Raw genomic sequence first — 11,948 nt, forward strand, 5'->3', positions numbered from 1 at the left:
CTTGTTTTTCAATTGGTTGAATGACTTCATGTTAAAAAATATTTCCCTTTTATATGCTTGGTACTGTGAATTTTGGCCTCTTTAAGTCAGCAAAAAAAACATTTAAGTTTTTCTGCCCTGAAACAGGCCATCTCACTGCACTTTCATGCAATCAAAGATAGCCGAGTACAAGGAAAGTGTGATTACAGTCAACATGATGTGCTTATGAGTGCTTTTGCCTGCATGTATTTTCAAGATCCCTCTTTAAGTGAATTTCAGAAACAGATGGAAGAGGAACAGAATCAAAATAATTTACGCACTCTTTTTAATGTTGAAAAAATTCCTAAAAATAGTCAACTAAGAGACATTTTGGATCTCATACCCTCTAAAACATTTGCACCTGCATTTAAAGATTTATTTGAACGACTCAGACGACATAAGCATCTTGAAGAGTATGCCATATTACCCAACACATTGCTTTGTGTTATTGATGGCACGCAATATTATTCCTCTAAGCAAATCCATTGTGACTGTTGTCTTCATAAAGAACATAGAACGGGTGAAATAACCTACAGTCATGCTGTTTTACAAGGTGCCATTATGCACCCCGATAAAAAACAAGTGCTCCCTGTCATGCCTGAAGCAATACAAAATACGGATGGTACAAAAAAACAGGATTGTGAAAGTAATGCAGCCAAACGTTTTATAGCCAATCTAAAAAAGCACATCAAGACAAGGATTTATGATTTGTGGTGATGGTTTGATGTCACATCAACCTATGATAGAAGATATAATTGAAGAAATGATGCATTATTTATTGGTTGCCAAACCTGGTGATCACACATATTTATTTGAATGGCTTGAAGCATTTTCTGAACTCCCATCAATGGACTGGATTGACGAAAAAGGGCACCAACATCATTATCGATGGAAAAATAATGTCCCTTTACATGGCGAAAAAAATGCCATTGAAGTTAACTTTTTGAATATACCCTCACCAATACCGCAGGGAAAATTATCTACCGAAATAGCTGGGTCACCGACATAAAGATCAGTGAACATAATATTCAAACAATGACCCAGGCGGGTCGATGTCGTTGGAAAATAGAAAACGAATGTTTCAACACATTAAAGAACCAAGGCTATCACATTGAGCATAATTATGGTCATGGGAAGAAGCACCTGAGCTTTAATATGTATCTGTTAACCTTGCTGGCTTTTTATTTCCATCAAATTTTTGAATTAACCGATGGGGCTTATCAAGCTTGTCGTAAAAAGTTTGGCTCTAAAAATTAATGTGGGAAAAGTTCAGAGGGGTTATTACCTTTTTGTGATGGACTCCTGGGAACATTTAATGGATTTTTATTGTACAGAGACGATTATGAGGAGATGAGACCTGTAAAAATAAGAAAACAAACCTATTTTAGGGAAAATGCGTCGATTAAACGCAGCATCTCACGTGCCTGCTATTTAGAAAGAAAGAAAAAAAATTTTAAAAAGCATCAGGCAAACAAAAATGCTGTTTTCAGCTTAATTCATAAGAATACTTGATCAGCAAGATACCGAGGTAAATGTTTTGAGTTAATGGAATGATAGCTTCCCTTCATAGAGTTTTTAATATTACCTATCATAGTGTTAACCCAGATAAACTCAATTTTATCAACACTTGCCGCACCACCACCCGTGACGATTGGAACATGCTTACAGTCAGCTTCTTTAACCGCAGGAAAACAATTTAACCCATCTGAGTAAACAGTACTTCCAGGTGTTAAATGAGTTTGTGCCCATCGTTTTATTTCACTGGATTTAAACCCTTTAAGCACATTTAAATTCATTGCAATCGGGTGTCCATCTTCATTAGTAGAAACGGCTGCAACGAACGGTGTTTTATTTTCTGAACCACGACCTCTGGAGCCGCCTCTGTGCTCACCACCCCAGTAGGCATCATCAATTTGAATGATGCCTGATAAAGGTTTACTGTCATCACGTTCTTTCATAACCTGCATGATCTTTTGTTTCATACTCCAGGCTGTATTGTAGCTTACCTTAAGCTCTCTTTAATTCTAATGCTGAAACCGCTGTCTTCAATTGAGTCATAAGATGAATCGCTAAAAACCACTTAGATAAAGGCAGTTTGGTACTATCAAATATTGTCCCACAGGTTGCTGATGTCTGATGATGACAATGGTGGCACTGATAAAGATGGCGATGTTCTAGAGTGCAATAAGTCTTATTGCCACACTCTGGGCAAACAAATCCATCAGGAAATTTCCATTTAAATAAGGCTTGTCGGCACTGTTTGTCAGTGCCATAATCATTAAAAAGCTCAAATAAACTATAACCTTCTTGAAACTGAATTTTATTTTTTTTTTGACATCATTCTACTCCACACATAATCTATACTTTAATTATAGTATAATTATAGTATAATTATAGTATAATTATCGAAATATGGCGGAGCTTTTGTGGGTAATCAAGTAAGAATACTTGATTACCCATAAAGCTCCGCCATTTTAGGAGCTTTCCATTCATAGGTGGCGTTTTCATCGCCACGCATAAAAACCTTGGCATCATGTCTTTTAAGTTAAAGCGTCTATTAAACCGATAACAAAATTCAGCAAGATACCGAGGTAAATGTTTTGAGTTAATGGAATGATAGCTTCCCTTCATAGAGTTTTTAATATTACCTATCATAGTGTTAACCCAGATAAACTCAATTTTATCAACACTTGCCGCACCACCACCCGTGACGATTGGAACATGCTTACAGTCAGCTTCTTTAACCGCAGGAAAACAATTTAACCCATCTGAGTAAACAGTACTTCCAGGTGTTAAATGAGTTTGTGCCCATCGTTTTATTTCACTGGATTTAAACCCTTTAAGCACATTTAAATTCATTGCAATCGGGTGTCCATCTTCATTAGTAGAAACGGCTGCAACGAACGGTGTTTTATTTTCTGAACCACGACCTCTGGAGCCGCCTCTGTGCTCACCACCCCAGTAGGCATCATCAATTTGAATGATGCCTGATAAAGGTTTACTGTCATCACGTTCTTTCATAACCTGCATGATCTTTTGTTTCATACTCCAGGCTGTATTGTAGCTTACCTTAAGCTGTCTCTTTAATTCTAATGCTGAAACCGCTGTCTTCAATTGAGTCATAAGATGAATCGCTAAAAACCACTTAGATAAAGGCAGTTTGGTACTATCAAATATTGTCCCACAGGTTGCTGATGTCTGATGATGACAATGGTGGCACTGATAAAGATGGCGATGTTCTAGAGTGCAATAAGTCTTATTGCCACACTCTGGGCAAACAAATCCATCAGGAAATTTCCATTTAAATAAGGCTTGTCGGCACTGTTTGTCAGTGCCATAATCATTAAAAAGCTCAAATAAACTATAACCTTCTTGAAACTGAATTTTATTTTTTGACATCATTCTACTCCACACATAATCTATACTTTAATTATAGTATAATTATAGTATAATTATCGAAATATGGCGGAGCTTTGTGGGTAATCAAGTAAGAATAAGTTACTTCACCGAGTTTTGCTGGTTTAAACATTAGAGACCTGATTTATTTTTATGTTTGAATTACAATGAATGATTGCTTAGTATTTGTCATAAATTGTATCTTTGATAAGATTTTAAAAAACCTAACTCTTTAAAATAGACTAATGGAATAATGATGAAAAGTTTTCACCCCTTTAGCGTAATAGCAATTACTTTGTTTATAATGATATTAATTCCCGGTTGCGATAAAAAGCAAGAGGTGGAAAAAGTTGCAGAAGTCAGACTTGTAAAAACAATTATTGTTAAGACACCCGATGCGGGTGGTATAAGACATTTCCCCGGACGTATTGATGCCAACAGGAAAGCCGGGCTGTCTTTTCGTGTGTCAGGTAAGGTGCAGGAATTACTGGTTAAGGAAGGGGATTTAGTGGCTAATGGTGATACCATTGCTAAACTGGATCCGACGGATTTTCAAATTACAGTCAATGATAAGAAAGCAGTATTTACCCGGGCATCGAATGACTACAATCGTGGTAAAAAACTGGTTAAAGAAGGCCATATTTCGAAAATGGATTATGACAAGTTAGAATCTTCCTTTCTTAGTGCTCAGGCAGAGTTAAATCTTGCTAAACAACAGCTCGTTTATACTGAACTGAAGGCGCCTTTTAGCGGTACAGTGGCTAGACGTTATATCCAGAGTTTTGAAGAAATTCAGGCCAAGCAGCCGATCATTATACTGAATGATAACGAGATTCTGGAAGTAAAGTTTGACCTGCCGGAAAATTTGATCTTACGCATTCAAAGAATTGAAGGTATTAATTCGATGGAGCAATCAACAATGAAACACCAAATCCCCGTTGTTGCCATATTTCAGTCTCGGGCAGATAAGGAGTTCCCGCTTACATTTAAAGAAATGTCCACTAAAGCTGATGCCAGTACACAAACATTTTCGGTAACCTATACCATGCCGAAACCTGCTAGAGTTATTATCTTGCCGGGCATGACTACGACGGTAAAAGTTGATTTGAGCAAAATGATTGAACGTAATGATGTTTTTTACTTACCGGTTAGTGCGGTAGTGGCTGATGCGGCTTTGCAGAGCACAGTCTGGATCGTTAATGAACAAACAATGCAGGTTGAGCCAGTATCAGTGAAAGTGGGTACCATGAGAGGTAATAGTATTGAAATAAAAGAGGGGCTTGATGCCGGGCAACGTGTTGTGACTGCTGGTGTACCGTTTTTATATAAGGATCTTAAAGTCTCTTTAATGAAAGAGCTGGAACAGGCGGAAGATAATATTAAGCATGAACCGCCTGTTATGCAGCAAACACCGACTAAAAACTCAACTGCCACAACGCCGGCGAAGGGATAAGAAACTATGAATGTCGGAGAATATTCGGTAAAAAACCCGGTAGTATCCTGGCTGTTGGTCATTGTTTTTCTGGTAGGCGGCTATAGCGGTTTTATGAAAATGGGTAAGTTGGAAGACCCTGAATTTACCATTAAAGATGTCAAAATTATTACTCAATACCCGGGTGCAACAGCACAGCAGGTTTATGATGAAGTCACTTATCATATTGAAGAAGCTCTTCAGTTAATGCCGCAGATAAAATGGATCAAAATGTCTATTTCACGGCCAGGTATGTCAGATATCAGTGTCACCTTCCAGGATAAATATAATAAAGAAGATTTTCCAGATATCTATGATGAGGTGCGTAGAAAAATAGCGGATATGCTGTACAAACTGCCGCCGGGTGCTAAAGAACCGGTTGTTGTTGATAGTTTTGGTGATGTTTATGGCGTTTATGTTGCTTTGTCTGGTGACGGCTATAGTTACCGTGACTTAAAAGATACCGCTGATTTTCTCAAAAAAGAGTTGGTTCTGGTTAATGGGGTTAGAAAAATTGTTATAGGCGGGGCTCAGACTGAAGTAGTCTATCTGGACATTTCTCGTCAGCGTCTGGGCGAACTGGGTTTATCTTTGGAGAAAATAGGTCAGATTCTGCAGTCGCAAAACGTGGTTACTGATGCCGGTAAGGTGTTAGTCGGTGATGAATACCTGCGAATTCAGCCAACCGGTGAATTTAAATCAGTGAGTCTGATTGGTGATGTGTTAATCAGTTCATCCGATAAAACACTCATCTATCTGAAAGATATCGCTCAAATTCGTCGCGAATATAAAGAGGTACCAGATTTATTGATTTACTATGAAGGTAAACCCGCGTTAACCATTGGTGTATCAATGCAATCTGGTGAAAATGTAGTGGCTGTCGGTGACAATCTTGCAAAAAGAATGGGTGAAATTTCGTCATTGATTCCATTTGGTATGAAACTTTATATGATTTATAACCAGCCGGTAGAAGTTGATAATTCCGTGTCTGGTTTTATGGTCAATGTGGCGGCTGCCATTGTTATTGTTATTGTGGTACTGCTGTTGTTTATGGGCGTGACAGCGGGTTTAATTATTGGTGCAGTACTGTTGATCACTGTTGCAGGTACGGTATTGATAATGGAGTTGTATGGCATTGAATTGCAGCGGATCTCTCTGGGGGCACTGATCATCGCACTAGGGATGTTGGTGGATAATGCCATTGTGATTGCCGAAGGCATGATGGTGAGAATTCAGGCGGGAATGAACGCTGCCAAAGCGGCAAAAGAGGTGGTCGGTAAGAATTCAGTTGCCCTGCTGGGAGGAACCATTATTGGTATTCTGGCTTTTTCCGCTATTGGTCTGTCACAAGATGGTACGGGTGAATTCAGCCGTACTCTGTTTTATGTGATTCTGATTTCCTTATTGTTGAGTTGGGTCACTGCAGTGAGTACCACTCCCTTGTTTTGTGCGTTATTTATTAAGGAAAAAGTGAAACCTAAAAAGGGTGCTTCCGGTGAAGGTGCTTCTGTGGATAGTCAGGATGCTTATTCGGGTTTTGTCTTTATGCTTTACCGGAATTTTTTAAAGAAAGCACTGCATTTTCGTGGTGTCACTGTGGCCATAATCGTTGCTTTATTCGCAATTTCTGTCTATGGCTTTGGTTTTGTTCGAGGCGGTTTTTTCCCTGATTCGAATACCCCGATGTTTTTTGTTGAAGTCTGGGAAGTTGAAGGGACTGATATTTTCAAAACCAGGGATGATACTCTGCAAATCAGTGAATATATTCGTACTTTGCCGGGAGTTACCAAAACCACCGAGCTTATTGGTGGCGGTGATCAACGGTTTTCTCTGGTTTATGAACCTAAAGAACGTAGCCCGGCTTATGCTCAGATTATTGTGCAGACAGAAACGCGTGAGCAGATTGCTGATATCTGGGATAAAACCGATGCCTATATGAAAAATTATCCCAATATTGAGCCGATTATTAAACCTTTACGTATTGGCCCTGGGCGAGACAGTAAAATTGAGGCTCGAATCAGTGGACCTGATGGCGCGATATTAAGACAATTGTCTAAACAGGCTCAGGAAGTTTTCCGTAATAATGATGGTACTAAAGAAATTCGTGATGACTGGCGTCAACCCGTTAAGTTAGTTAAGCCCATATTTAATGAACAAGTTGGACGTCAGCTTGGAATTAACTATGAGAATCTATCAAATGCATTAAAATATGCCTTTGATGGCACACAGTTTGGTCTTTATCGGGATGGCATTCGCCTATTACCTATTTTTGTCCGAGCGAGCGATGATGAGCGTGAAGATATTAGCAATATTCAGGATATTCAGGTCTGGAGTCCGGTGTTGCAGAGCTCTATACCGATTGCTCAGGTGGTTAAACGCTTTGAAACAGTCTGGGAAAATACCGTTATTAGAGGACGTGACCGAAGACAGACAATTATTGCCTCATGTAATCCTGAAACGGGTGTTGACACGACAGAGTTGTTCCAGCGTCTACGCCCGCAAATAGAAGCAATTGAGTTACCACCTGGTTATCAGTTAGTTTGGGGGGGAGAGTATGAGGATTCAACCAATGCCTCGAATTCTTTGGCCTCGGCTTTGCCGGGTGGTTTCTTGATGATGATACTCACCACTATCCTGCTGTTTGGTAAGGTCAGACAGCCATTAATTATCTGGTTAACTGTTCCTCTTGCGCTAATTGGTATTACTGCTGGATTGTTAGCGCTTGATGGAGCTTTTGATTTTATGGGTTTACTAGGCGCCTTAAGTCTTATTGGACTATTGATTAAAAATGCGATTGTTTTAATTGAAGAAATTGATCAACAAATTGGCGATGGTCTTGAGTCTTTTAAAGCGATCCTAGACTCAGCCGTGAGTCGTATGAGACCTGTAATGATGGCTGCGGCAACGACAATTTTAGGTATGATTCCACTGTTTTCCGATGTGTTTTTCGTTAATATGTCAATTATCATTATGTCAGGACTGGCTTTTGCTTCCATGTTAACTTTGATTGTTGTGCCGGTATTGTATGCTATCTTTTTCAAGATAAAATACCGTGAAGATGCTTAACGATTTTATGTTTTGATTTCTTTGCTCCGGACTTTGTCCTTAATGGATAGATAAAGTCAGGGGGTGAAGGGTTCAAGCTATATTACACATTCATATTTTGTTATCATTGTTATTATTGTTAAATAGCTCAAAAAGGACAAGAGACTAACATGCCATCAAATTTTCGATTTGGGGACTATCAAAGTGAGCTTTTAGGCGGTCACAAGACGATAAGCTCAAATCGCCTTTTTCCAACATTGGAGAAAGACGCACAAGGCCATGTTATTCCAAAAAAACGTTTAGCAATAACATTAACACCGATTGAAATATTTCGTTTATTGCGCCCCTATATTTCTAGACGTTTTATAATACAGGCAAAGGCCGTTATACCACTTGCTGTATACATGATTTTATTTCAGGTCTTAATCCTTCGACAATTCTCTGCAGACTATTGGGTATTGGCCGGCGGACTATTTGCAGTGATGGTCGGTTTGATGTTTTTTATGGAGGGGCTCAAACTTGGCTTGATGCCCTTTGGTACGCTCATCGGTTCAACCTTACCCCGAAAATTATCCCTGCCAATGGTGTTAATTATCACCGCATTATTAGGTATCGGTGTGACCTTTGCAGAACCGGCAATTGGTGCGCTTAAGGCGGCAGGTCAGAATGTGTCTGTTGAGCAAGCCCCTTATCTCTATGCCTTGCTGAATAATTGGTCAGACGTGCTGGTGCTGGTTGTGGGAGCCTGTGTGGGGCTGGCAGCGGTGGTGGGGACTCTGCGATTTGTTTCTGGCTGGAGTCTGAAACCAATTATTTATAGTGCTCTAATACCGGTATTAGCATTGACTCTATTTGCATCGACTGATGCGGATTTAAAGAATATTATTGGTCTGGCGTGGGATTGTGGTGCGGTGACCACAGGGCCCGTGACCGTGCCACTGGTACTCTCCTTGGGTATCGGTATCGCGGCTGCAGCTGGAAAGGGTGACTCCGAATTATCTGGCTTTGGTATTGTTACTCTGGCCTCCCTGTTTCCGATTATCGGCGTGTTTCTATTAGCCTTTTATGTTTCTTCCATCTATACCCCTGCAGAAATTATCGCTGCGTCTCAACTCAGTGCAACTATGGCTCATACGGTATCAATCCCCTGGTATGAACGTAGTCCATACCAGGAGATTGTACTGGGTGTGAGAGCAATTGTACCCCTCATCCTTTTTTTGTTTTTTGTCTATCGCGTGATATTAAAAGCAACACTGCAAAATAAAAGTGAAATAATTTTTGGTATTATTCTCACTATTATTGGTATGTGTATTTTTAATCTGGGTCTTACCTATGGTTTATCGATGCTGGGTGGTAGTCTGGGTAATCAGATCCCGGCGGCCTTTATTGCGATCCCCGGTATGGACGGTTCACCGATTTATCAATACCTTGTTGGTGTTAGCCTAGCACTGCTGTTTGCCTGGGCTCTGGGCTATGGCGCAACCATCGCAGAACCGGCGCTTAATGCGCTGGGTGAGACGACAGAAAATCTGACTAATGGTGTCTTTAAAAAAAGCACTCTACTAAAATCAGTGTCACTTGGTGTGGCTTTTGGTATTGCTGCGGGTGTTGCAAAGCTGATGTTTGGTTGGTCACTGGTATGGATACTGGTACCCGCTTATCTATTGGCAATTGTATTGACTTATTTTTCAACTGAGCAATTTGTTAATGTTGCCTGGGATAGTGCTGGTGTGACCACTGGGCCGATTACCGTTCCATTGGTGCTGGCTATGGGCTTAGGTATTGGTGGAGCAATGAATGCCGCAGATGGTTTTGGTATTCTTTGTCTCGCTTCAATCGGGCCAATTATTAGTGTCATGATTACTGGACTCTGGGCTCAGTACGAGGATAAATTACAAACATCAGAGGCCATAAAAATGAATTCACTAATTGAAGAGCAGGAGGCAATGAGAATTATATGAGTGTAAAAAATATTGTTTATTTAACGGATGTTTCACAGATCACCTGTGTTGTTCAGGAAGGAAATGGCGATGTCATCTTAAAGGCCGCTCGAGAATTGGGCGTTTCCCTTGGCGCACGTTCCTATCATGCCAAAGGAACGGGAACGCATGAATTATTTGGCCTTTTGGGCGTTGCCGTTGAAACAGAAAAAGATGTTGTGAGTGTGCTTGTTTCAGCTGAACAACGGGATATTATTTTTGATGCGCTGTATCTTGCTGCCGAACTTGATACACCAGGAATGGGCTTTATGTACATTACTCAGTTGGATAAGGTGGCCACTTATTTGCCGGAAAGTTTTGTTAATTCTTCAGAAGATGATAGTCATGGTTAATATGAATCCTGAAGTTCAAACTGACACGGGTGTTGCTCGCGAAACGGTTAAACTTATTTCTTGCCTTGTTAATAGTGAAAAAGCTGAAAAAGAATTACTGCAGGCATTGTATGATGAGCAGCAAATTGTTCGTGCTAATAGCATTAACTGTCGTGGCTACGCTTCTTTATTTGAAGCTAGGAGCAAAAAAAACACCCTGCCACAAGCACACTTTTCATACTTGATTGAAGTTGTTGTAGCACAAGTTAATGCAGATACAATATTTGATTTTATTTTTCGCAAAGCAGGGCTTGATAAGCCGGGTGCAGGTGTGGTCTTTATGGAACCCTTACAAGGTGCCAGTCATTTTTCTTTGCCGGATGCAGCCTTGCATCTAGAATAATCAGTTGAAGGATAAATAAAGTAGCTCACTGAACTATTGAGCCGATATTTTATTATTAAGGAATATATATGAAACAAAATAACAACACTACAAATAGAAGACCGCTGTCATTAAGCAAACTAGTTGTTCCTATCGTGTTATTTGTCGTGCTGTTAGCCGGTGTGGTTTATCTTGGCGATAGACTACATAGCCTTGAAGATAACTTAGCGTATGTACCTCCGGTGTTGGAAAATATGCTAGTCGATAGTAATAGTATTCATATCAGCAATGCTCAAACGGTTTATGTGCCCATCTATTCGCATATCTATTCTTCAGGAGGAAGTCCTCAATTACTAGAAGCAACATTAAGTATCCGTAATTCTGACCCAGATAAAAGTATTATCTTGCTATCAGCAAGTTACTATAATTCTAAAGGCGAAAAGTTACAAAATTATATTAAGGGACAGCTTGTGCTTGCTCCGCTACAGTCTACTGAAATACTGATTGAAAAGCAGGATGCCCGAGGTGGTTCAGGAGCAAACTTTATTGTTAAGTGGCGCTCAGACAAACCAGTATATGAACCCGTTATTGAGGCAATTATGATAGGTGATGAAAAAAATGGTATTTCATTTAAGAGCTATGGTAGACCATTGATGAAACGAATTAAATAATAATTTTGCAAGTACCTCGAAGTACAATAATTAAAATTTGATGAAATCGAATTCATGCACTTATGACTTGAATTCAGACTACATATTATTCCAGAATTACAGAATTAGGATCATAATGAACGTTCAAGAACCGTTGATTGGAAGACTTCAGCTTATTATTAGTTGGGTAGTACGTGCGCTGGCTCTGCTTATGGTGTTTGTGATCATTATGGGGGTTATCGATGTCGGTTGGACTTTGTATCAAAGACTCATGGCACCTCCCATCTTTATCTTAACCATTACTGACATGCTGGCGACCTTTGGTGCTTTTATTGCAGTACTAATTGCCATTGAGATATTCATTAATATTGTTGTTTATTTACAAGACGATGTGCTACATGTCAAAATTGTTATGGCTACAGCATTGATGGCCATTTCACGAAAGGTTATTATTCTTGATCTTGACGCCACTGAACCTGCCTATCTTTGGGGAATTGCTTCAGTTGTGCTTGCCGTCAGTATTGGTTATTGGCTGGTTGTTCATTATAATCTTGAATTCAGTACTAATGATAGAAAAACTTCAAATGCAAGCATTTGCAAAGAAAGCGAAAAAGAACATAATGTTGTAAAAGCACAACCAAGCAATACTAAGTCTATTGATTAATAAGATACCCG

At 39.6% G+C, this 11,948-nt stretch carries 10 protein-coding genes and 2 pseudogenes; 10 read left to right on the plus strand and 2 right to left on the minus strand.

Going from position 1 to position 11,948, the window contains the following annotated elements:
* The first annotated feature begins 72 nt into the window (after positions 1-72).
* The 3 genes from JEU79_RS17975 to JEU79_RS17985 are packed head-to-tail and all read left to right on the plus strand — an operon-like array spanning position 73 to position 1,275.
* Positions 73-735, plus strand: coding sequence for a transposase family protein (locus JEU79_RS17975; protein WP_198265215.1), 663 nt, complete (start codon positions 73-75; stop codon positions 733-735).
* Positions 722-1,027: a hypothetical protein gene (locus tag JEU79_RS17980; protein WP_198263231.1), complete on the plus strand. Its 306-nt coding sequence runs from the start codon at positions 722-724 to the stop codon at positions 1,025-1,027. The genes JEU79_RS17975 and JEU79_RS17980 overlap by 14 nt, the downstream gene beginning before the upstream one ends.
* 26 nt (positions 1,028-1,053) lie before the next feature.
* Positions 1,054-1,275: a hypothetical protein gene (locus tag JEU79_RS17985; RefSeq protein WP_198265216.1), complete on the plus strand. Its 222-nt coding sequence runs from the start codon at positions 1,054-1,056 to the stop codon at positions 1,273-1,275.
* Positions 1,276-1,529: 254 nt separating this feature from the next.
* On the opposite strand, the pseudogene JEU79_RS17990 reads toward JEU79_RS17985, so the two are convergent.
* Both JEU79_RS17990 and JEU79_RS17995 read right to left on the minus strand, forming a co-directional pair.
* Positions 1,530-2,337 (minus strand): annotated as a pseudogene (locus tag JEU79_RS17990) (IS1595 family transposase); the annotation flags it as partial.
* A gap of 153 nt (positions 2,338-2,490) precedes the next feature.
* Positions 2,491-3,417: pseudogene (locus JEU79_RS17995) on the minus strand (IS1595 family transposase); the annotation flags it as partial.
* A 253-nt stretch (positions 3,418-3,670) separates the two neighbouring features.
* On the opposite strand from JEU79_RS17995, the gene JEU79_RS18000 reads away from it, so the two are divergent.
* The 7 genes from JEU79_RS18000 (at position 3,671) to JEU79_RS18030 (ending at position 11,937) form a co-directional block, all read left to right on the plus strand.
* Positions 3,671-4,867 carry an efflux RND transporter periplasmic adaptor subunit gene (locus tag JEU79_RS18000; protein ID WP_246540383.1) on the plus strand — a complete coding sequence of 399 codons (1,197 nt, stop codon included), beginning with the start codon at positions 3,671-3,673 and terminating at the stop codon, positions 4,865-4,867.
* Positions 4,868-4,873: 6 nt separating this feature from the next.
* Positions 4,874-7,951: an efflux RND transporter permease subunit gene (locus tag JEU79_RS18005; RefSeq protein ID WP_198265217.1), complete on the plus strand. Its 3,078-nt coding sequence runs from the start codon at positions 4,874-4,876 to the stop codon at positions 7,949-7,951.
* A 149-nt stretch (positions 7,952-8,100) separates the two neighbouring features.
* Positions 8,101-9,891 carry a DUF1538 domain-containing protein gene (locus JEU79_RS18010; RefSeq protein WP_198265218.1) on the plus strand — a complete coding sequence of 597 codons (1,791 nt, stop codon included), beginning with the start codon at positions 8,101-8,103 and terminating at the stop codon, positions 9,889-9,891.
* Entirely contained in the window at positions 9,888-10,262 is a 375-nt protein-coding gene (locus JEU79_RS18015; RefSeq protein WP_198265219.1) for a P-II family nitrogen regulator, read from the plus strand. Before JEU79_RS18010 ends, JEU79_RS18015 begins: the two co-directional genes overlap by 4 nt.
* The gene (locus tag JEU79_RS18020) at positions 10,255-10,644 is read left to right on the plus strand and encodes a P-II family nitrogen regulator (RefSeq protein ID WP_198265220.1); all 390 of its coding nucleotides are present in this window, start codon (positions 10,255-10,257) and stop codon (positions 10,642-10,644) included. The genes JEU79_RS18015 and JEU79_RS18020 overlap by 8 nt, the downstream gene beginning before the upstream one ends.
* 68 nt (positions 10,645-10,712) lie before the next feature.
* Entirely contained in the window at positions 10,713-11,294 is a 582-nt protein-coding gene (locus JEU79_RS18025; protein ID WP_246540384.1) for a DUF3124 domain-containing protein, read from the plus strand.
* Positions 11,295-11,409: 115 nt separating this feature from the next.
* Positions 11,410-11,937, plus strand: a complete 528-nt coding sequence (locus JEU79_RS18030; RefSeq protein ID WP_198265221.1) for a phosphate-starvation-inducible PsiE family protein — start codon at positions 11,410-11,412, stop codon at positions 11,935-11,937.
* Positions 11,938-11,948 lie beyond the last annotated feature (11 nt).

Source organism: sulfur-oxidizing endosymbiont of Gigantopelta aegis, assembly GCF_016097415.1.
Lineage (GTDB): Bacteria > Pseudomonadota > Gammaproteobacteria > GRL18 > GRL18 > GRL18.

Excerpts from the sequence above, each read along its gene's own strand:
- JEU79_RS17980 (WP_198263231.1), top strand. The coding sequence starts at position 722 with ATGATTTGTGGTGATGGTTTGATGTCACATCAACCTATGATAGAAGAT.
- JEU79_RS17985 (WP_198265216.1), top strand. The coding sequence starts at position 1,054 with ATGACCCAGGCGGGTCGATGTCGTTGGAAAATAGAAAACGAATGTTTC.
- JEU79_RS18000 (WP_246540383.1), top strand. The coding sequence starts at position 3,671 with ATGAAAAGTTTTCACCCCTTTAGCGTAATAGCAATTACTTTGTTTATA.
- JEU79_RS18005 (WP_198265217.1), top strand. The coding sequence starts at position 4,874 with ATGAATGTCGGAGAATATTCGGTAAAAAACCCGGTAGTATCCTGGCTG.
- JEU79_RS18010 (WP_198265218.1), top strand. The coding sequence starts at position 8,101 with ATGCCATCAAATTTTCGATTTGGGGACTATCAAAGTGAGCTTTTAGGC.
- JEU79_RS18015 (WP_198265219.1), top strand. The coding sequence starts at position 9,888 with ATGAGTGTAAAAAATATTGTTTATTTAACGGATGTTTCACAGATCACC.
- JEU79_RS18020 (WP_198265220.1), top strand. The coding sequence starts at position 10,255 with ATGGTTAATATGAATCCTGAAGTTCAAACTGACACGGGTGTTGCTCGC.
- JEU79_RS18025 (WP_246540384.1), top strand. The coding sequence starts at position 10,713 with ATGAAACAAAATAACAACACTACAAATAGAAGACCGCTGTCATTAAGC.
- JEU79_RS18030 (WP_198265221.1), top strand. The coding sequence starts at position 11,410 with ATGAACGTTCAAGAACCGTTGATTGGAAGACTTCAGCTTATTATTAGT.